We start from the raw sequence: 20,810 nt of genomic DNA, 5'->3' as shown, positions 1-20,810 counted from the left end.
CACACTGTACCCATGGAATTTCCACGCGTGATCGCAGCACCCATGGCCGGCGGACCATCCACACCCGAACTCGTCAACGCGGTGTCGTTCGGCTTCATCGCGCTCGGCACCTGTAGCGCCTCGCAAGCCCGCTCGTGGCTCGCCGCGTGCGAGACGCCGTTCGGCGCGAACCTCTTCGTGCCCCAACCCGAGCCATTGCTTGACGACGTCCACCGCACCGCCCACCACCTCCAACAGGAAGTTCCGGCGCTCGAATCCGACTACGCCGAAAAGTTCGCCGCCGTGCTGGAGGCCGCACCCGCCGTTGTGTCCTCGACGTTCGGCTGCTTCACCGAAACCGAGATCGCACAACTGCATGCGGTCGGCTCGGAAGCCTGGGCGACAGTAACCAACGAGGCCGAACTGCGCGAAGCCCAAGCCAGGGGAGTCGACGGCGTGATCATCCAGGGCCCACGCGCCGGTGGCCACCGCGGCACCTGGAGCCAACACGACGACCCTGACCAGCGCTCATTGCCGGAGTTGCTCGCAGATCTGCGGCCCCTCGCCACCGTTCCCGTGATCGCCGCCGGCGGCGTCCGCAATGCCGAAGACGTCGCCGCGATCGACATGCCCGTCGCCTGCGGCACCGCATTCCTCCTCGCCGACGAAGCCGGCACCAGCCAACACAACCGCGAACTCCTGCGCACCGACACACCCGCCGTGGTCTCCCGCGCCTTCTCCGGACGGTGGGCGAGCGGTGTGGAAACAGATTTCACGCGGGAAAATCCTGACCTGCCGCCGACCTACCCGTATTTACGGCCGATGACCAGGGATAACGACTACTGCCTCGTCGGCGCCGACCGGGGAGCATTGATGGCTGCACCGGCTGCCGAGATCGAGCGGATGCTAACGCCCTAGACAGCTGTTGCGATGAGAAAGGTATGAAGCTTTCCAAAATCGCAATTGCCACCGCAACGACCGGCGCGCTCGCACTGGGCGCGCTCGCCCCGGCAGCCAGCGCGGCACCGGCGGCTCCGGCCGCTCCTGCTAACCATGACGGCGCCTACAGCGGCAGCGCCTGGGGGCTTTACAACTTCCTTGTCACCAACATCATCAACGGCGCCGAGCAACTCAACGGTGGCGCGAACAAGAGCGGGACGGAGAAAGCTCCTGGGGTGATGCTGAGCTCCGCACCGTTTCTCCTTCTGCTGTTCCCGCTGCAGTTAATCGCAGAAGCAGAAGTTCGCCTGCTCGATCAGCTCGGCTTCTAATCCGCGAGCGGGAGCTCGACGACGAGCCCCTCACACGCCACACGCTCGGTAGGTTTGCCGCCCCACATCGGGGTCAGGCCAACACCGCGAAGCGCTTCCACGAGCGATTCGGCCGCCTCAACGGAGCTAAACCCGAAGTAGAGCTCGCCGGTGTGGATGACTCGATCCACGTCCTGGTTCGTGCAGTACACATAGCCGCTGCGGCCATCATTTTCTGCCTGTTCGGCGGCTTCCTCGGCGCAGTCGCTTTGAGTAAGCCCCTCGTCGAACGAGAACGCGAGGTTGCGCTCAGCCAGAGCGTCGCGGAGCGTATCGAGGCGCTGCGCGTCCTCGGAAGCTTTGGGGATGAGGTTGGCGTACTCGGCGCGGATGTCGTCGATAAGCACATCGAGCCCTGGGACCGGATCGCCGCCGTTATCGTCCTCAAAAAACGCCTCGATCTCGCCGGTACTCCACCCATGGCACAGCATGAGCGAGATGTCGCCCTCGCGTGACTGCGATTCGTAGAGGTTATCTGACGGCGGATACTTGCTGGTCAACATCGCGTGCTGGCTCATGGGCACGAGGCTAGCAAGAAATCACGCGGGTCGTGTTCTCGATCGCACCAAGGCCCTCGATCTCAACACGCACCGTGTCGCCATTTTTCAGGTAGCGCTTCGGATCACGCGCGTGGCCAACACCGTCCGGAGTGCCAGTTGCGATCACGTCACCAGGCTCCAGCGGATACAGATGCGAGATGAACTCGATGAGTTTCGCGGGGGTAAACACGAGGTCGTCGGTACGCGAATGCTGCATCACCTCACCATTAACCGTCGTCGTAATCGCGGGACCCGGCTGCCACTGCGTATCCAGCCACGGGCCGAACCCCGCCGTCTTTTCCAACGACTTGCCCTGGTGCCACTGCTGCGTGCGCTTCTGATACGTGCGCTGCGTGTAGTCGTTGATCACGCTGTAGCCAGCAATGTAATCCGCACCGTTGGACACATGGCGCGCCCGCTTACCGACGACCACCGCCAACTCACCCTCAAAATCCAACGACTCCGCGTTGAAGTCCGGCACCTCAGCGTCGTCATACGGCCCAACGAGCGCCTCCGGGAACTTAATGAACAGCGTCGGCACATCCGGCTGATCATGCCCCATCTCCGCGATGTGCTTCGCGTAATTCAGCCCCACACAGATGATCTTGCCGGGACGAGGAATCACCGGCGCGAAATCAGCGGGGGAGAAGGTGAACTCCTCGCCCTCCTCGAAATTTCCCGCGTGCAAAAGCGCGCCGATGTCGGGAGCGTTGAGTTTGACGGCGCGGGTGTCGTCGATAAGCCGTGCCGCGGTGGTGGTGTTTCCGGTCCTGATCGTCGCAAGTTTCATGCGGCTAGCCTAACGCGCGCAGAATCTCATCCGCCGCGTCCGCGGCCGCAATTGCGAGATCAACCTGCTCCTTCGCGCTGAATGGTTTCAGCACATAATCCGCCGGCGCCATCCGTCCGGGCGGGCGACCGATGCCGACGGCGACCTTGTTGTACAGCTTGTTCAGCGCCTTGGTCACCGACTTCAGCCCGTTATGGCCGTGATCGCCACCGCCGAGACGGATCTTCACCTCGCCGAGGTCCAGATCGAGCTCGTCGTGAATCACATACACGTCTTCCGGCTTCACGCCGAAATAATCTGCGAGCGCCTTCACCGGCCCGCCCGAAACATTCATGAAACTGCGCGTGCGCGCAACGATCACACGGTCCTTGGCCAGGCGTCCCGCCGCCAACTCCGCCACCTCGGTGTTAGTGCGCTTGTGTGCCGACAAGGTTGCGGGCATCGGGGTGGCGCGCTCCAAAAGCTCATTGACGACGACCACACCCGCGTTATGCCGCGTATTTTCATACTGAGGGCCAGGATTCCCAAGACCAACGATCAGAACAGTCACGACGCACATAGTACTTCTCACCAGGGGATTGTGGAATTTGGTGTTGGAGTTATCCACATTTTTGTGGTGGGTCTTGTGCGGTGGTTGATCGCTTCGTAGCGTTTATGCCATGGCATTTGTAGACCTTCTCGGCTTCCGGCTCTCGGACATCGCCGACTTCGATCGCGACACAGCCCTCGCTGCCGGGCTGAACCCGTCGCGCATCCGAGAATGGTCACGCGTGCACGACGTCTACTACGGGGCAACGAAATTCACGCGGAAACAATCCGACGCACGCCACATGGCAGCAGACACACCCTTGGATCAGTTGTGTTTGATTGAACGCAAACTCGCGGTGGTTGAAGATGCCGCGAAGCGTTGGCGGTTGCGTTTTACCCTGCTGAAGTTTCAGGGCCGCTTCGACGCGCTGTCGCGCTATGCCGATCAGGTTATTGACGCGAAGAAACCCGCGCCTGAAAAGCAAGTGCGGTTTTCTCGTGCTCGCGAAGGGATGGCCACGCTGCACTTGACGCATTCGGCGCGCAACATTGCCGATATTGAGCACACGCTGCGTGGGCTGATCGATACTGAACTGCCACCAGCCGGCCAGATGGCTGATGCGCTTATGGGCATCTTGCGCGGTGATGGCGACGGTGGTGGGGTGCCGCATGCAGTACCACGGCCGATTGTTATGGTGCCGCTTCCCGAATGGACGCGTATCCAATCTGGTGGAGGCGATGAGGTCACGCTCACGCTGACTGATGGCACGACGATGACAGGTGCGGAGTTTCTCGCGCAGCAATTCGGCGACGAGCTGGAAGTCGCGGCGTTTCACCCGACAGAGGGTGCAGTCAACTTGTATCGCACGCAGCGGTTTGCAAATAGTAAGCAGCGCGCGTTGGCATCGATGATGTCGCCGACGTGTCCGGTGCCCGATTGTCGGCATGGGGCTGACAACTGCGACATGCACCACATCCAAGCCTGGCGCCATGGCGGGGAGACCAACCTTGCCAACCTCGTGCCACTGTGTCGGTTCCATAACGGGCGCAACGACGATGACCCGCGTGAAAACCGCTACGGGCGAATACAGATACGCGATGGGATACCGGTGTGGGTATCGCCGGGAGGGTCGGTCGTCGAGAAGCATCCGCCCGGAGCCATGCAACAACTCTTCACATAACGAAAAAGCCCGCCAAAAAAGCGGGCCAATCGTCGTGCCGAAATTACTCGGAAGCTTCCTCACCAGCCTCAGAAGACTCAGCGCCAGCCTCAGCGCCGCCCTCCTCAGCAGCCTCAGCCTCAGCCTCGAGATCCTCATCAACCTGCTCGAAGGTGATGTTGACAAGCAAGTTCTCCGGATCGGTGATCAGCTCCGCACCCGCCGGCAGCTCGAGATCGCCAGCGGTGATCTGGTCGCCGATCTCCTTGCCCTCGATGGAAACGGTGATCTCGTCCGGGATAGACAGAGCGTCGATCTCGATCTCGACAACGTCGGCTTCCTGGAACACAACAGCGCCCGGAGCAGCCTCGCCCTCGGTGACAACCGGAACCTCGACGGTAACCTTCTCGCCACGCTTAATGCCGAACAAGTCAATGTGGTCGATCTCGAGAGTCAGAACGTTCTGGTCGACGTGCTTGACCATGGCGAGCAGCTTCTCACCGTCGAGCTCAAGCTCGACGATGGCGTTGGTGCCGTCGTTACGCACGATCGCGGTCATCTCAATGCGGTCAACCGCAAAGTGGATGTTCTCGATGCCCTTTTCGTACAGGACACCCGGGATCTTGCCATCGCGACGCAGACGACGTGCGGAGCCCTTACCGAACTCCTCGCGACGCTCACCCTTGATAACGGTTGGGGTAATAGCCATGTTGTACTCCTTCGGTTGGAAGGGCCACAGGCTTTGCCTGCGACCACTTAACGGATTGTGCTCGTCGAGTGATCGCATAGTGGATCTTCATCGCGTCGATAACGGCCCGAAAGCCCTCGCCGAGACTGCTACAGGCTACCAGCCGACTTTTCCCACACAAAATGCCCCGCCGCCTGGAGGTCCTCATGATCATGGCCAAGCGGGATGCCGGTGCGATCACGCACAAGCAGCGTAACGACGAACCCCGTCAACGTCGCCGCCATCAAATACACCGTAATCGCCGCCGTACCACCAGTAGCCTCACGCAACGCAGCCGCAATCGTTGGAGCAAACGCACCACCAAGAATTGCACCCAACGCGTACGAAATCGACGCCCCGGACGCCCGGACCGAAGCCGGGAAAAGCTCCGCGTAGAAAGCGCCAATCTCGCCGTACGTCAGGCCCAGGCCAACGGTGAGGAAATCAACGCCGCGGTGATCTTTGCAATCGAACCCGTATCGACGAGCGGGAACAACACCGCAACACCCGCCGCCTGAACCACAAACCCGATCGCAAGCGTGCGCTTACGCCCGATGTAGTCCGAGACCCACCCGGCGAACGCTGTAGTGAACAACCACACCGCAGCCGATGCAGTGACAGCCCAGAGAATGTCCCCGCGTGAAAGCCCAATGCCGGTGGGGTCGGTGACGTAGTTCTGGATGTAGCCGCCGGTTGTCATGTAACCGACGGCGCCGTTGGCGGCGAAGATCAGGGCGGCTGCGAGGACAACTCCCGCGTGAGATTTGAACAGGCCGCTGATGGGGCTGCGGGTGCCGGTCTCGCGCATCTCCTCGACGACGGGCGATTCTTCGACGCCGGTGCGGATCCACCAGCCGAGGAACGTCAGCGCGATGGACAGCAGGAAGGGAATGCGCCAGCCCCATTCGACGAAGGCGTCACCGGGGGCGACGGCGGTCGTCAGGGCGAGCATGCCGGAGGACATGAGCAGGCCAGCGGGAACACCGACCTGGGGGCCGGCGCCGTAAAGGCCGCGTTTGTTCACAGGGGCGTGCTCGACGGCGAGGAGGACTGCGGAGCCCCATTCGCCGCCGGCCGATGTGCCCTGCAGGATGCGCAGGAGAATCAGTGCGGCGGGGGCAAGCCAACCGATGGTGTCGTAGGTGGGCAACAGGCCGATAAGCGTGGTGGCGGTGCCCATCGTGAACAGGGTGATCATGAGCACGCCGCGGCGCCCGAATCGGTCGGCGTAGTGGCCAGCCAGCACCGCACCGAGCGGGCGGAACAGGAAGGACAAGCCGACGGTGAGGAAGCTCACGATCGTCGCCGCAGCAGGTCCGAGGGGACCGAACATGGTCTGGTTAAACACCAAACCGGCGACGGCGGCGTAGAGGAAGTAGTCGTACCACTCGATGGCTGTGCCGATGGTGGTCGCCGCGATCACGCGGCGGCGCTCACTACGCACGGTCCCATGCTTTCAGGAAGGCGTCGGTTTCGGCTGAGTTGGTGACGGTGACGCGGATACCTTCCGGGAAAGAACGCACCAGCACGCCCTCTGCCGCTAGCCGGTCAGCTTTTTCACGCGGGAAATCCGGCAGCCAGATGAAGTTGGCTTGGGATTCGGGGAGGTTGAGTGCGGTGGTGAGGTGTTGGCGTTGGGTGATGGTGTCGTCGATACGCGTTTGCAGCTCGGAGGTGGCTTTGAGGGAGGCGAGGGCTGCGGTTTGGGCGACGGCGTTGACGGAGAAGGGGACGGCGACTTTGTTGAGGGCGCTGATGATGTCGGCGGGGCCGAAGGCGTAGCCGATGCGGGCGCCGGCGAGGCCGTAGGCTTTGGAGAAGGTGCGTAGGCCGACGACGTTGGGGTAGCGGGTGATGACGTCGGTGGCGATGGGGGTGTCGGTGGCGCGGTTGTATTCGAAGTAGGCCTCGTCGAGTGCGACGAGGATGTCGGATGGGACGGCGTCCATGAAGGTTTCGAACTCGGCGTTGGTGATGGTGGTGCCGGTTGGGTTGTTGGGGTTGCACACGAAGATGAGTTTCGTGCGTTCGGTAATCGCTGCGGCCATGGCGGTCAGGTCGAGGCGGTGCTCGGCGTCGAGTGGGATGGCGACGGGGGTTGCGCCGACGATGCGGGCGAAGATGGGGTAGGCCTCGAAGCTGCGCCAGGGGAAGATGATTTCGTCGCCGGGCTGTGCGGTGATTGTCGCGAGTTGTTGGCACAGGGCGGAGGAGCCGGTGCCGACGGCGACCTGGTCGATGGTCACGCCGAGGTGTTCGGCAAGGGCGGTGCGGATGTCGGTGGCGCCCATGTCGGGGTAGCGGTTCATGGAGCCGAGGGTGTCGCGCATTGCCTCGAGCACTGAGGGCAGTGGGCCGTCGGCGGATTCGTTGGAGGAGAGTTTGATGGCGCTGTCGTTGCGGGCTCCCGGCACGTAGGCGGGGATGGTGTCGAGGTCTGGGCGGATCATGTTGCGGGTCATGCGTTGCTCCTGCGTTGGGTTGTCAACCAAATGAGGCCGAGGGCGAGGATCCAGCCGAAGAGTGTGGCTAGACCCATGCGGTAATCGGGAAGAATACCCATTAGTACGAGTACGAGGGCGAAAAATGCGATGCAGATCCAGTTCGCAACTGGGTAGAACGGGGCGGGGAATTTTGTGTTGCCGGCGTGTTTGCGGAAGTTCAGGTGGGATAGGCAGATGCCGGCCCAGGTGATCAATTCCGTGCCGACGATGATGGCGAGCAGGATGGCGAAGATTTTGCCTTCGAAGAAGTAGTTGAGGATGACGACGACGACGCCCATGAGGGTGGCGTCGAAAAGCAATGCTTTGGTGGGCAGACCTTTGCGGTTGGTTTCGGCGAGGGCTTTGGGGGCTTGGCCGTTGCGGGCGAGGTCGCGAAGCATGCGGGCGCCGGAGTAGGTCATGGTGTTGAGCACGGAGAACACGGCGACGACGATGACGACGTTCAAGGCGGTCGCTGCGCCGGAGAACCCGACGCCGGTGAGTACGCGGATGAACGGGCTTTCGTTGGTGTCCTGCTCATTCCACGGTGCGAGCAGCAGGATGGTGCCGATGCCGCCGAGGTAGAACACGAGGATGCGCCACACTACGGAGTTGACCGCGCGGGGAATTGCCTTGTCTGGGTCGTCAGCTTCGCCGGCGGCAGTGCCGATGGACATGATGCCGCCGAAGGTGAAGGTCACTGCGACGAGTGCGAAGAGGACGCCGGAGATGCCGTTTGGCATGAATCCGCCGTGGTCGGTGATGTGTTGTAGACCGATGGCGGGTTCGGATCCGACGCCGAAGACAAGCGCGAGGCCGAGCACGATCATGAGGACGAGTGCTGCCACTTTGATCAGGGAAAGCCAGTATTCGGTGGTGGCGAACACGCGCACGTTGAGCACGTTGAGGACGACGACGAGCAGCAGCGAGACTAGCGCGGTGACCCAGTGGGGGATGTGGGGGAACCAGTAGTCCAGGAAGGTACCCATGGCGGTCAGTTCCAGCATGCCGACGACGACGGTGGTGAACCACCAGTTCCAGCCGGTGATAAATCCGGCTCCGCGGCCGATGTATTCGCGGGAGTATGCGGCAAAGGATCCGGAGACGGGGTGTTCGACGGCCATTTCGCCGAGCATGCGCATGAGGAAGTAAACGATGACGCCGACGATGGCGAAGGAGATCAAGACGGCGGGGCCGGCGTATTGGATGGAGCTGGCGGAGCCGAGGAAAAGTCCGGTGCCGATGGATGATCCGAAGGCGATCATCATGAGTTGGCGGCTTTTGACGCTTCGTTTGAGTCCTTGTTCTTGGAGGCTCATGGTTTAGTTTCCTGTCGGGGGACGTGAGGTGGTGCGGGAGAGTCCGCGGAATTCTGCGATGACGGTGTCGCCGTCGTAAAGGGTGACGTCGGAGAGTCCGTTGCGGCCCCATTGGTGGTGTTCACGGGCGACGCCGCGGATGGTGCGGCCCATTTTCGCGGGTGCGAGGTAGATCATTTCGGATTGTGCGCTGACGGTGGGTTCGGTGCGGCGCGAGTTGCAGGCGCCACCGAAGAGGGCGTCGGCGAAGGTGAACAGGACGCCACCTTGGCAGACGCCGAATCCGTTTGCATGTCGCTTATCGACGACAAACTCGCCTTCCGCCACGCCTGGCTCTAACCGTGTGATGATGGCGCCCAGATACTCGAGGGTGGCGTCGCCGTCGTACATGGCTTTGGCGTGCTCAAGCTCTGGGGTGATTTCTACGGATTCGGCGTAGCGGTTGTACATGGAGATTGTGTCCTTTCCCTAAGCGTGAAGCCGGGGCAGCGGTGAAGCTGCCCCGGCTGTCGCGGTCAAGAGTGGTTTAGGCCTGGCCCTCGAAGAGGGTGGTCACGGAACCGTTTTCGAAGATTTCGCGGATGGTCTTTGCCAGCAGTGGTGCGATCGACAGCACGGTGAGGTTCTTCCAACCTTCGGTGTTTTGCGGCAGGGTGTCGGTGGTGATGACTTCCTCTGCGCCGCAGTCGCTGAGGCGCTCGCGTGCCGGATCAGAGAAGACACCGTGGGTGCAGGCGATGACGACGGACTTCGCGCCGGCTTCCTTGAGCACGCCGACGGCGCCAGCGATGGTGCCGCCGGTGTCGATCATGTCGTCCATGAGGATGCAGTCCTTGCCCTCGACGTCGCCGACGACACGGTTGGAGACAACCTTGTTTGCGGCGTCGATGTCGCGGGTTTTGTGGACGAAGGCCATGGGGGCGTCGCCAAGCATGTTGGCCCACTTCTCAGCGGACTTCACTCGGCCGGCATCCGGGGAGACCACCACGAGGTTGTCCAGCGAGTACTTGGACTTGATGTAGTCCACCAGGATCGGCTGGGCGTGCATGTGGTCGACCGGGCCGTCGAAGAAGCCCTGGATCTGGTCGGTGTGCAGGTCGACGGAGACGATGCGGTCCGCGCCTGCTGCGGAGAGCAGGTCTGCGATGAGGCGGGCGGAGATCGGCTCGCGGCCGCGGTGCTTCTTGTCCTGGCGTGCGTACGGGTAGAACGGCAGGATCGCGGTGATGCGCTTCGCGGAGCCACGCTTGAGCGCGTCGATCATGATCAACTGCTCCATGAGCCACTTGTTCAGCGGCTGTGCGTGGGACTGCATGACAAAGCAGTCGGAGCCACGGACGGACTCTTCGAAGCGGATGAAGATTTCGCCGTTGGCGAAGTCACGGGCGGTGGTGGGCACGAGCTCGATGCCGAGTTCGTCTGCTACGGCCTCTGCCAGTTCCGGGTGCGCACGCCCGGTGAAGACCTTGAGGTTTTTGTGGCTTTCTGTGGAGTAACCAGTCATGTTTGAACCTTTACTTCTCGCGTGCTTTCTTTGCAGCTTCTGCCGCGTCGGATCCGGGGCGGCGCTTTTCTACCCAGCCCTCGATGTTGCGCTGGTGGCCCTCCTTGATGGCGAGCGCGCCGGCTGGAACATCTTCCGTGACTACTGTACCCGCGCCGGTATACGCGCCATCACCGATATTGACCGGTGCGACAAACATGGTGTCTGAGCCGGTACGGCAGTAGTCGCCGATGGTGGTGTGGTGCTTGTTCACTCCGTCGTAGTTAGCGAAAACGCTGGAGGCGCCGATGTTGGAGTGCTTGCCTACGGTGGCGTCGCCGATGTAGGTCAGGTGGGGCACCTTGGAACCTTCGCCGATCTTGGCGTTTTTGGATTCGACGAAGCCGCCGAGTTTGCCGCGGGCGCCGAGTTCGGTGCCGGGGCGGATGTAGGTGAAGGGGCCGACGGTGGCTTCTTCACCGATGACGCCGAGTTCGCCTTGGGTGCGTACGACGGTGGCGCGGGCGCCGACTTCCATGTCGGTCAGGGTGGTGTCGGGGCCGATTTCGGCACCATCGCCGATGGCGGTGGAGCCCCACAGTTGGGTGTTGGGGTGGATGATGACGTCGCGGCCGATTTCTACCTCGACGCCGATCCAGGTGGTGGCCGGGTCGATGACGGTTGCGCCGTTGCGCATGGCGCGCTCGACGAGGCGGCGGTTGAGTTCTTTGCCTGCTTCGGCGAGTTGGACGCGGTCGTTGACACCGGCGAGTTCGCGGGCATCAGGTGCGATGAAGGCGGAGACTTTGCGGCCGTCGTTGCGGGCGATGCCGAGGACGTCGGTGATGTAGAACTCGCCTTGGGCGTTGTCGGGGGTGACGCGCGCGAGGGCGTCGCGAAGCACGGTGGCGTCGAAGGCGAAGACACCGGAGTTGACTTCGTGGACCTTGCGTTGTTCGTCGGTGGCGTCTTTTTCTTCGACGATTTCGAGCACGTCGCCAGCTTCGCCGCGGATGATGCGGCCGTAGCCAGTGGGGTTGTCGAATTCGAGGGAGAGCACGGTCACGGCGGCATGCTCGGACTCATGCTTTTCGACGAGCGCCTGCAACGTCTCCGGCGTCAACAACGGTACGTCGCCATTGGTGACCACGACAGTGCCGTCGAAATCCGGAATTGCCGACAGGCCGACCTGCACTGCGTGGCCGGTGCCGTTTTGCTCCTCCTGGATCGCCTGGCGGATCTCCACGTGCATCTGCTCGGCGATGTGCTCCACGGCTGGGGCGACCTGGTCGCGCTGGTGGCCGACCACAGCAACGAGGTAGGTCGGTTCCACACCGGCTGCGGCGTGCAGCGAATGGGAGAGCAGGCTGCGCCCGCCGATTTCGTGCAGCGTCTTTTGGCGGTCGGACTTCATGCGGGTTCCCGCGCCGGCCGCGAGCACGACAACGGCGCGATCGGAGTGGTTAGGCACTCGATTACTCCTTGGGGGTGGACGTTTTGAGATCGGCCCCAAGCATAACGCCTATGGGCTCTGGCCTACTTGTTTGCCGAGACTTCCTTCAGGTTCGCGGCACCAAACACACCGGCGTAACCAACAACAGCCAGGAAGATCAGCGCTGCCTGCGGGCCGAGCAGCACAACCGCCGAGGAGATTGCGCCGACAACGAGCAGGACGATGCCCATGACGGTGTTGGCGGCACCCGTGATCATGGTGCGCCTATCGCCGTCGGCCATGTCTACCAGGTAGGTCTTGCGGCTGACCCGCACTGCGGTGTGGGCGAGGTTGACCAGGAAGAAGCCTAGGGGCATGACCCAGGCGTTGATGGTGTCGTCGACAAGCTGTGCGCTGGCAACGAGCAGGATGAGCACAGTGGACGCGAAACCTGCAGCCCACGCCATCGTGCGTTTCGACGACCTGTCCGACAACCGGCCCGAAACCCGCCCGCCAAGCAGTGACGCGCCGCCGGAGGCGACGATGAACGCACCGAGGCCTGTGAGGTCGGCGCCTTCGCGGCTGCCCAACACGACGATAAACGGGGTGGAAAGCGCGGTGACCAGCATGAGCGAGCGCACGATGAGGAATCGTTGCAGGTCGCGGTCGGAGGTGACCAGCTTCCACATGTCGTGGAAGCCTTGGCCGTTGGAGGTGTCGGTGTCGGGAGTGGGCTCGTCGATACGCATGAACACGAGCGAAGCGAGCGCCCACATCGACGCACCGCCGGCGAGCAGCGCGGCGAGTGACCACTGCGGAAGTTCGTTGGGGATAAACGACAGTGCGAGACCGATCGCGAGAGTGAAACCGCCGGCGAGCGCGGTGGCGCGACCGGTGATGTCGCCGCGGTGGCCTTTGGAAATCGTGCGGCCCTGGACATCTTTGCCTGCGATGGAGCAGATGGAGCGAAACACCGCGTGCACCGCAAGCAGGACAATGACTGCGATGCCGAGCGCACTTCCCTCGAGCAACAGCGCGCTAAGCGCAATGCCGGCAGAGGCCAACGCTTGGCCCCACGAGCCGATCAACCAGACTCGTTTGCGCGAGCTTTGCGACGTCACCCACGGGCTCAAAAACGCCTGCGGCAGCATCGAGCCTGACTCGCGAATTGGCACGAGAAACGACGTGAACGCCGCCGGCACCCCAGCAGCATTGAACAGCCACGGCAGCACCGTTTTCGGGGCGACTACCTGATCGCCAATGTTTTGTAAGCCGTTCGACCAGATGAACCGGCGGGCATTCGCTTCCTCGTTACGCATATATCGGGATAGTAGGATCATTCATGGTTTTCGGCGAGTTTTTGGAGGACGTAATGGCTTTTTCTCGACGCACATTTTTTAAAGGGACCGTTTTCGCCGTTGCAGCCGCAGCCACGGGTGCTGCATTGGCTGGGTGCTCGACATCAAACCAGCCCACCCCGCGCGGTGCCGACGCCGAGGCGCGCCCGCTGCCGATCCCGCCGCTGTACGAAGGCGCCCTCGACGGCAACGTACGCCGCTTCGAACTAACCGCCCAGGAAGGCGAATCCGAAATCATCCCTGGTGTCATGACCAAAACTTGGGGATTCAACGGGCCGTTCTTGGGCCCAACGCTGTACATGCGGCGCGGCGAACGCATCGAGATGACGGTGCATAATAAGGTTCCGGAGCCGACCGTGGTGCACTGGCACGGTTTGCACCTTCCAGCCGCCGCCGATGGCGGGCCGGCGCTGATGTTTGACCCTGGCGAGTCCTGGTCGCCGTCATGGACCGTCGACCAGCCCGCCGCGACGTGCTGGTACCACCCACACCCGCACGAAATGTCCGCGGTGCACGCCTACCGCGGCCTTGCCGGCGGTCTGATTGTCGACGACGACACCACCGCCATCCCCGGCCTGCCCGCCGACTACGGCGTCGACGACATCCCTGTGATCCTGACCAACGCCCAGTTCACCGAAGACGGCCAGCTCGACGAAGACCACGGGTGGGTCGGCGACACCGTGGTGGTCAACGGCATCACCAAACCGCGTTTCGAGGCCACAACCCGCCGCGTGCGTCTCCGCGTGCTCAACGGTTCCGTGTTGCGCTTCCACCACCTGACGCTGGGTGTGCCGTTCAAGATCGTCGCCACTGACCAGGGGTTCCTCGATTCCCCGGTGGAGGTCGACGGCGTGCTGCTTACCCCGGGCGAGCGCGTGGAAATCGTGGTGGACCTGGAGCCGGGCAAGGACCTGATGTTGCGTAGCGACGAACTCCCGGACCTCGGCGGCTTGCCAGATAAAGAAACCGCCGACCTGTTCGGCGCACGCGACACTTTCGACCTGCTTGAGATAGCCGCCCCGTCTGAAGACGCACCGGCGTCGCCTGCGTTGTCGGAAACGTTGGTGCCGTTGGACGTGCCGTCGTCGGCAAGTGTGGAGCGCGAGTTCCGACTCAATGGCATTGAGATCAACGGCCAAACGATGGACATGTCGCGCGTCGACTTTGTCGTCGACCACGACGGGCCTGAGATCTGGCGAGTGACCAACGAAAACGAGGATATGCTGCACAATTTCCACATCCACAACGCACGCTTCGCCGTGCAAAGTGTTGAGGGTGGGGAAGTGGAGTTCACTGCCGGATGGCACGACACCATCGACGTGCCACCGCTTTCCACGGTGACGTTGCTTGTGGAGATCGCGTATCACCCCGACCCCACCTTGGCCTACATGTATCACTGCCACATGCTCAACCACGAAGACCAGGGCATGATGGGCCAATTTGTCATCGTCGAGCCTGGCCAAGAACCGGACCTTGCACTCCCGCACGGCCACGAGCATTAGATTGCTTCTCGACGACCCCACGCCCCGGTGCGAATCCCACCGGGGCGTGGTTTTGTTTCGGGTTGCTGTTTCGAGCGTTGCCGCTCGCGGTGACTATCGGCGCACGTTGTAGCCGATGACCTCCGGCAGCAATAGTGGGGCGTCGCCGAGCAGTGCCTTGAGGTTGCCGTCGCGCTCGACCGCGCTGGTGACTGTCTTGACCTTGGCGGCGGCCTTGTCGGATGCGCGACCGTTTTGGTTGCGCCCGGCCATCATCGGTTGCCCGGCGACGACACCACCGCCGCGGTGTGCGCCTGCCGCATTATTCGCGGAGTGCGCACCGTTTGTGGCGTGGGCGCCGTGGGCACTGTGGGCACCGTGTGCACCGTTAGCTGTGCCGGAGCCTGTTGGCGCGTGCCCTGTCGAGCCGTGCGGGGTAGCACCGTGAGCACCCGGCGAACCGGCGCCGAAACCGGTACTTGGACCGACACCAGCACCGGCGCTCACGCCGCCGCCCGTGCTGAAACCCGGACGACCGGCGTGCATGCCGCCACCTGCGTACATGCCAGCCCCTGCTCCGGCGCCTCGGCCAGTGCCGATGCCATTTCCAGCTCCACGGCCGCTAACAGCCTGGGAAGCAGGGGAGCCCCCGCGGGAACCGCCAGGCACTCCAACCCCGGTGCCTGCGCCCATCTGGTTTCCACGAGCAGCGTGCCTTCCAGTGCCTGCAGCGTTGCTGGGCCCACCAGCTATTGGAGCGAATCCACCCGCGCCGCTATTGGTGCCGGCGGATGCCCCGCCCGAGTTCGCCCCACGTGTGGTTGCAGGGGTGATAGCACCGGTGAACGCTGGGCTGTGCGCACCTGGGTGCGCGCCAGCAGAGATCGCACCTGGGGTCGGAGCCATCGCATTTGTGCTTGGCGGTGCCAGCACTGCCGACGCAGCCTGCGTAGGCGTAGCACCTGCCGGAATGGAATCAAGCACGTTTGGCGAGGGCCGCCCCATGTTCTGCAGAACCTCTGACGGTGTTTTCGCGTTTGCGATATCCCCGTAGCCACGGTTGATCAGCGCATTCTGGATTGGTTCCGGCAACTCTGCTGGTTCAAATGCGGGCGCTGCTGGCGAGGGAATGCTATCGACGCTGTAGGAGTCGCCAGACATCTCCTTCAACTCCGGAAGCAGACGGTTAAACGTCGGGATCGCAGCGACCAAGTTTGATGTCATTCGTGCCGGAAAGTTGAGCAAGTACGCCTGCTCGATCGCAAGCTTTTCTTCCGGCGACGGTGCAGCGTCATATGCCATCACGGTGCTGGATGCGATGAGTTTTTCGGCGTCTGCGGCGTCGGCAAGCATTGCGGTGTGCGCTGCGAGGGAGCGCGAGTTAGCCACGTATTCCATACCTGCGTTCTGGACCTGTGTGATGGTGCGCATCGCGTTGTGAATCCAGGATGTCTCTGCCGAGGTACTCAACGCGTGCTGGACTTCGTTGAGCTCCTCCATCGCATCGGCGATCAGTTCTGCATTTGAGTTCCAGAACTCGGAAGCAGACATCGCACGAGAAGTGTCGGTCTCCAACAACTTGGCGTGCAAGGCGTGCAGCGACGAATCACCAGTCGCGACTGCCGCCGGGTTTGCAAACGTGTTGGTTTTCGGATCGACCGAACGCGATTTCTGCAGGAGCTCAATCAGTTGTGGCTGCACCTGGTTAACGCGTCCCTCAAACACCGGACCGAGCGACGCCAACGCACCGGACAACGAATCATCCGTCCGCAGCGTGTTGTTCAGCGCTGTTTCAAGAATGTTCGCCGTACCCAGAAGGTAGGTTGCGACCGCTTGGTTTGCTTCTGGTGCGTTTACATCCCCGATTGGGCTCAGAGTACGCCCTGCATCTGCGAGGCCACTGACCTGAGAAAAGGATGCTAGAAGTGGGTTATCGAGAGCAGCACCACTTTTCCAAAGTGAATTCGCAATTCCCCGTAGTTGGCTAACTGCAGCTTCTGTCTGAGCTACGTCGAGTTTTATAATCATTTTTCCCCCAAAAAGATTGTTGCTCATTCTCAAAGATAAACGAGAAAGAAACGGATGAAAAGAGTTTGTCCACTTTAGTGGACAATGGTTAATGAAAAGCCTGGTAGATGCGCTCTAATGCGTCGATTGCATCTCTGCAATTCTGACTCTGGTCGCTAAAACCCTCGACTCCTCCGACGATCGCGGTGATTGCGCCACGCACGGTATCGATCTGGGCATAACAGTTAGGGCCGATGCCGCTCAATGGGCCGAAGGTATAAAGCGTCGGTAGGACTTCAGATTTGTAATCGAACATCTCCACTTGCTCTGCAACAACTTTGCGATTCGCGTTGCTGCTCATAAACGCTGGAGGAAACAGCTCATCGCCGTTTTGGCTGTCGCAAGCACTCATTCCGCGAGCGAATGCCGCATATTTCTCCGGAAGCGGCTCCACATCCTCAAACCCCGCGGCGGCGAATTCTTCCTGCGTGATTTCCGTGCAGGGATCGAAGATGTCGTCGCCGATTGTGTACGGGTCGAAGTCGCCGATTTCTAGCACGCCGCTTTCGAACACGAACGCTTGTGCTTGAGGCTTATCCTCCGCAGATTCGGGTGGTGTGCCGGATTCGATGTTGGGCGTGGTGTCGTCGTTAAGCGGTTGCTCTGTAGTGCACCCCGAGAGCATCACGCATAGAGCTGTAGAAAGTATTGCGAATCGTTTCATTTCCCCTCCCCATATGAAAAAGCTTCCCCACCAGGACTCGAACCTAGAATGACGGTACCAAAAACCGTAGTGTTGCCGATTACACCATGGGGAATAGCATCGCTGATTGTAGACCACATCCCGTGGCAACCAAAGATGGGGTGTGTCGGAGAGGGATCTAGAGTGGAACATATGGCTCGTAGGCGAATGACTGCACCCCAGCGTAGGGAACAATTATTAGGCGTTGGGCGCGCTGCTTTTGCTGAGCGCGGATACGACGGGATCTCCATGGAGGAGATTGCGGCTCGCGCCGGGGTGACCAAGCCGGTGGTGTATGAGCACTTTGGGGGCAAAGAGGGGTTGTACCAGGCAGTTATTCGTCGGGAGATGGTCCGCCTGGAGGAGACGATTATGGGGTCGATCCAGGAGGGGCGCTGGCGCGATCGCATTGAGCGTGGTGTGCTGGCGTTGCTGACGTACGTGGAGGATGACACCGACGGGTTTGTCATCCTTGCGCATGGTCAGTTGCCGGGGGAGGGGCGGACGTATTCGACGATTCTTAACCGTGTGACCGCTGAGGTTTCCCACCTGCTGGCGGAGGCGTTTAAGCACCGTGGATTAGATGAGGCGATGGCCGGGTTGTACGGTCAGGCGCTGGTTGGCACGGTGTCTAATTCTGCGCTGTGGTGGTTGGATCAGCGGGAGCCAAACAAGCATATTGTGGCGGCGCATATCTCTAACCTGTGTTGGAATGGGTTGCGGGGGATGGAGGCCAAGCCGCATATTGCTGGTGAAGATGTCGCTGGAGATGAGCGCGCTGTGGATCGCGACGCGAACGAAGAGGAAGCATTGCATGACTGATAACACCCCGCCCGTGCTTGGTGGGCTGCTCACCCAGGCGTTGACGGACCCCAAGTTGAAGGGTTTGGTGACGCATGTGGGGGAAGATTCGCTGCATATTACCGGCATTGACCAGGCACGTTCCTGGACTGCTGGTGCGATCGCGCGTGAGACTCCGGTGCTGTTGGTGACGGCGACGGGGCACGAGGCGGAAGACCTCACGGCGGAGCTCAAGGCAATGCTTGGCGACGACAAGGTCGCCCAATTCCCCGCCTACGAGACGTTGCCCCATGAGCGCTTGTCGCCAGCTGCGGACATTGTTGGCCGACGTGCGAAGGTGTTGTGGGATATGCCGCGGGTGATCGTGGCTGCGGCGCGCGCCGTGTGCCAGCCGGTTTTGCCTGCGATTGAGCCGATTCGGGTGGCGGTGGACCAGGAAGCCGACTTTGAGGACCTGACGCAGCAGTTGGTGCATTTCGCCTACAACCACGTGGATATGGTTGCGGGCCGTGGCGAGTTTGCTACCCGCGGCGGCATCATTGACGTTTTCCCCACCACTGCCCAGAACCCTGTGCGTATCGAGTTCTGGGGCGACGAAGTCACCGACATCCGCTCCTTTGCGGTTGCGGATCAGCGCACCATCGAAGAGGTTGGTGCCGTCGAACTGTTTCCAGCAAGGCAGTTGCTTATCGACGACACCGTGGCCGCCAAAGCCGACGACCTGGCCCGCAAATTCCCGTCGAACCCCACCTTGTCGTCGCTGCTTGCACGCATTTCCGAAAAGCAGCCGGCGGACGGCATGGAAGCGATCATCCCGGCGCTGACCGATAAGACGTATTCGGTGCTGCCGGAATTGATGCCGGCCGGTTCGGTGGTGTTGGTGACCAACCCGGAGAAGGTTCGTACTCGCATTGCCGACTTGGAAGCGACCGACCGCGAGTTCCTCGAGGCCGGCTGGGAGGCCGCCGCGATGGGCGCCGAAGGCCCGGTGGCGGTGGAAGGCCTGGACGTCTCTGCTTCGTCGTACCGTTCGTTCGAGTCCCTGGAGGTCTCCGCGTCGAAGGCCGGAAACGCCTGGTGGACCTTTGCGCCTCCTGGCATGTTCGCCGCGGATGACGCGTCGACGCTGCCGCTCGAGTTCGAGGCAGCACCCGCGCCGAAGGGCGATCCGAAGCAGATCGAGCAGCTCTACGCCTCGCTGAAACTGCACGTGACGCAAAACCACGGCAAGGCCGCCTATGTCGCTCCGGCCAAAGGTGCGATCGACCGCATGGCGGAGCGGCTGCGCGAACACGGCGTGTCTGCACGAGTGGCCACACCGGGGCTCGAGCCCGTCGATGGCGCGGTCACGCTCTACCAAGCACTATCGCACGCAGGTCTGGTCTTCGGCGGCCCGAACCTTGTGGTGGTTACTGAAACGGACCTGACCGGCAATCGCGTCGGCGACATCGCCGGCGCTAAGCGACGCGCCCCGCGCCGCCGCAACCGCGTCGACCCGTTGGCTTTGCAGCCGGGTGATTTCGTGGTGCATGACACCCACGGCATCGGCAAGTTTGTGAAGATGGCGGAGCGCACTATCAAGGCCGGCGATGAGGCGTCGCGACGCGAATACATCGTGCTCGAGTACCAGCCCGCCAAGCGCGGACAGCCCGGCGACCAACTCTGGGTGCCCATGGAGTCGCTGGACCTGCTGAGTAAGTACACCGGTGGCGAGAAGCCGTCGCTAAGCAAGATGGGCGGCTCGGACTGGAAGTCCACCAAGCGCAAGGCGCGCGCCGCCGTGCGCGAGATCGCCGGCGAGTTGGTGGAGCTCTACGCCAAGCGCCAAGCCGCGCCGGGCCACGCGTTCGCGCCGGATACCCCCTGGCAGCTCGAGATGGAAGATGCCTTCCCGTTCGTAGAGACGGAAGACCAGCTCAACGCCATCGAAGCGGTCAAGGAAGACATGGAAAAGCCCACGCCGATGGACCGCGTGATCGTGGGCGATGTGGGCTTCGGCAAAACCGAGGTGGCCGTGCGTGCCGCGTTTAAGGCAGTGCAGGACGGTAAACAGGTCGCGGTGCTGGTGCCGACGACGCTGCTTGCCCAGCAGCATTACTCCACCTTCACGCAGCGCATGGATGGTTTTGGGGTGGAGGTCCGCGAGCTGTCGCGTTTCACCTCTACCGCGGATTCGAAGAAGATCCTCGCAGGTCTTGCGGATGGTTCCGTAGACATCGTCATTGGTACCCACCGACTGCTGCAGACTGGCGTGCAGTGGAAGAACCTCGGTCTGATCATCGTGGACGAGGAGCAGCGCTTCGGTGTCGAGCACAAGGAACACATCAAGGCGCTGAAGTCGCACGTTGACGTGCTCACCATGACGGCAACGCCGATTCCGCGCACGCTTGAGATGTCGCTGACCGGCATCCGCGAAATGACATCGATTACCACCGCGCCGGAAGACCGGCACCCGGTGCTCACGTATGTCGGTCCGCAAGAGGATAAGCAGGTGGCGGCGGCGATTCGTCGAGAATTGCTTCGCGACGGCCAAGTCTTCTACATCCACAACAAAGTCTCCGACATCGAAAAAACTGCCCGCCAACTGCGCGAACTCGTTCCCGAGGCCCGCGTCGTTGTCGCCCACGGCCAGATGAGCGAGCAGGTGCTCGAGCAGACCGTGCAGGGTTTT

General features: G+C 62.0%; 18 protein-coding genes and 1 pseudogene. 6 read left to right on the top strand and 13 right to left on the bottom strand.

Going from position 1 to position 20,810, the window contains the following annotated elements:
• Nucleotides 1-12: 12 nt before the first annotated feature.
• Both HMPREF2656_RS05915 and HMPREF2656_RS05910 read left to right on the top strand, forming a co-directional pair.
• Nucleotides 13-897, top strand: a complete 885-nt coding sequence (locus tag HMPREF2656_RS05915) for an NAD(P)H-dependent flavin oxidoreductase (RefSeq protein WP_070816103.1) — start codon at nt 13-15, stop codon at nt 895-897.
• A 23-nt stretch (nt 898-920) separates the two neighbouring features.
• Complete coding sequence (locus tag HMPREF2656_RS05910) at nt 921-1,250, top strand: hypothetical protein (protein ID WP_070614923.1); 330 nt, start codon at nt 921-923, stop codon at nt 1,248-1,250.
• Here HMPREF2656_RS05910 and HMPREF2656_RS05905 read toward each other — a convergent pair.
• Genes HMPREF2656_RS05905 through pth form a run of 3 tightly spaced genes read right to left on the bottom strand, consistent with a single transcriptional unit; the run spans nt 1,247 to nt 3,168 of the window.
• Nucleotides 1,247-1,807, bottom strand: a complete 561-nt coding sequence (locus tag HMPREF2656_RS05905) for a DUF6891 domain-containing protein (RefSeq protein ID WP_246818901.1) — start codon at nt 1,805-1,807, stop codon at nt 1,247-1,249. The two genes, HMPREF2656_RS05910 and HMPREF2656_RS05905, sit on opposite strands and share 4 nt — an antisense overlap.
• Before the next feature lie 10 nt (nt 1,808-1,817).
• Nucleotides 1,818-2,618, bottom strand: coding sequence for a fumarylacetoacetate hydrolase family protein (locus HMPREF2656_RS05900; RefSeq protein ID WP_070614925.1), 801 nt, complete (start codon nt 2,616-2,618; stop codon nt 1,818-1,820).
• Nucleotides 2,619-2,622: 4 nt separating this feature from the next.
• Complete coding sequence (pth, locus tag HMPREF2656_RS05895; protein WP_246825124.1) at nt 2,623-3,168, bottom strand: aminoacyl-tRNA hydrolase; 546 nt, start codon at nt 3,166-3,168, stop codon at nt 2,623-2,625.
• A gap of 109 nt (nt 3,169-3,277) precedes the next feature.
• Between pth and HMPREF2656_RS05890 the strand changes: the two genes are divergently transcribed.
• A complete protein-coding gene (locus HMPREF2656_RS05890) occupies nt 3,278-4,327 on the top strand; it encodes an HNH endonuclease signature motif containing protein (protein ID WP_070816101.1) in 1,050 nt (349 codons plus the stop codon).
• A 43-nt stretch (nt 4,328-4,370) separates the two neighbouring features.
• On the opposite strand, the gene HMPREF2656_RS05885 is transcribed toward HMPREF2656_RS05890, so the two are convergent.
• The 8 genes and pseudogenes from HMPREF2656_RS05885 to HMPREF2656_RS05850 form a co-directional block, all read right to left on the bottom strand.
• Nucleotides 4,371-5,015 carry a 50S ribosomal protein L25/general stress protein Ctc gene (locus tag HMPREF2656_RS05885; protein WP_070422621.1) on the bottom strand — a complete coding sequence of 215 codons (645 nt, stop codon included), beginning with the start codon at nt 5,013-5,015 and terminating at the stop codon, nt 4,371-4,373.
• A 128-nt stretch (nt 5,016-5,143) separates the two neighbouring features.
• Nucleotides 5,144-6,456, bottom strand: a pseudogene (locus HMPREF2656_RS05880) (MFS transporter).
• A 13-nt stretch (nt 6,457-6,469) separates the two neighbouring features.
• The gene (hisC, locus tag HMPREF2656_RS05875; RefSeq protein ID WP_070816109.1) at nt 6,470-7,483 is read right to left on the bottom strand and encodes a histidinol-phosphate transaminase; all 1,014 of its coding nucleotides are present in this window, start codon (nt 7,481-7,483) and stop codon (nt 6,470-6,472) included.
• 8 nt (nt 7,484-7,491) lie between these two features.
• Nucleotides 7,492-8,835: an amino acid permease gene (locus HMPREF2656_RS05870; protein ID WP_070816100.1), complete on the bottom strand. Its 1,344-nt coding sequence runs from the start codon at nt 8,833-8,835 to the stop codon at nt 7,492-7,494.
• Nucleotides 8,836-8,838: 3 nt separating this feature from the next.
• The gene (locus HMPREF2656_RS05865) at nt 8,839-9,285 is read right to left on the bottom strand and encodes a hotdog fold thioesterase (protein WP_070422624.1); all 447 of its coding nucleotides are present in this window, start codon (nt 9,283-9,285) and stop codon (nt 8,839-8,841) included.
• A gap of 76 nt (nt 9,286-9,361) precedes the next feature.
• The gene (locus HMPREF2656_RS05860) at nt 9,362-10,339 is read right to left on the bottom strand and encodes a ribose-phosphate diphosphokinase (RefSeq protein WP_070422625.1); all 978 of its coding nucleotides are present in this window, start codon (nt 10,337-10,339) and stop codon (nt 9,362-9,364) included.
• Nucleotides 10,340-10,349: 10 nt separating this feature from the next.
• On the bottom strand, nt 10,350-11,789 hold the full coding sequence (glmU, locus tag HMPREF2656_RS05855; RefSeq protein ID WP_083319460.1) for a bifunctional UDP-N-acetylglucosamine diphosphorylase/glucosamine-1-phosphate N-acetyltransferase GlmU: 1,440 nt from the start codon (nt 11,787-11,789) through the stop codon (nt 10,350-10,352).
• A gap of 65 nt (nt 11,790-11,854) precedes the next feature.
• Nucleotides 11,855-13,069, bottom strand: a complete 1,215-nt coding sequence (locus HMPREF2656_RS05850; RefSeq protein ID WP_070422626.1) for an MFS transporter — start codon at nt 13,067-13,069, stop codon at nt 11,855-11,857.
• Between the two features lie 53 nt (nt 13,070-13,122).
• Between HMPREF2656_RS05850 and HMPREF2656_RS05845 the strand changes: the two genes are divergently transcribed.
• The gene (locus tag HMPREF2656_RS05845) at nt 13,123-14,610 is read left to right on the top strand and encodes a multicopper oxidase family protein (RefSeq protein ID WP_070816107.1); all 1,488 of its coding nucleotides are present in this window, start codon (nt 13,123-13,125) and stop codon (nt 14,608-14,610) included.
• A gap of 93 nt (nt 14,611-14,703) precedes the next feature.
• Here the strand turns inward: HMPREF2656_RS05845 and HMPREF2656_RS12830 are convergent, their stop codons facing one another.
• A complete protein-coding gene (locus HMPREF2656_RS12830; protein ID WP_070816099.1) occupies nt 14,704-16,344 on the bottom strand; it encodes a hypothetical protein in 1,641 nt (546 codons plus the stop codon).
• 361 nt (nt 16,345-16,705) lie between these two features.
• On the bottom strand, nt 16,706-17,320 hold the full coding sequence (locus tag HMPREF2656_RS05835; protein ID WP_168167540.1) for a DUF3558 family protein: 615 nt from the start codon (nt 17,318-17,320) through the stop codon (nt 16,706-16,708).
• Nucleotides 17,321-17,491: 171 nt separating this feature from the next.
• On the opposite strand from HMPREF2656_RS05835, the gene HMPREF2656_RS05830 reads away from it, so the two are divergent.
• Entirely contained in the window at nt 17,492-18,160 is a 669-nt protein-coding gene (locus HMPREF2656_RS05830) for a TetR/AcrR family transcriptional regulator (protein WP_070816097.1), read from the top strand.
• On the top strand, nt 18,153-20,810 hold a 2,658-nt coding region (locus HMPREF2656_RS05825), incomplete at its 3' end, for a transcription-repair coupling factor (protein ID WP_070816096.1). The genes HMPREF2656_RS05830 and HMPREF2656_RS05825, both read left to right, overlap by 8 nt.

Source organism: Corynebacterium sp. HMSC034B08 (assembly GCF_001835805.1).
GTDB classification, from domain to species: domain Bacteria; phylum Actinomycetota; class Actinomycetes; order Mycobacteriales; family Mycobacteriaceae; genus Corynebacterium; species Corynebacterium coyleae.
Note: the sequence above shows the minus strand (reverse complement) of the source record. Positions and strands in the feature narration are given on the sequence as shown.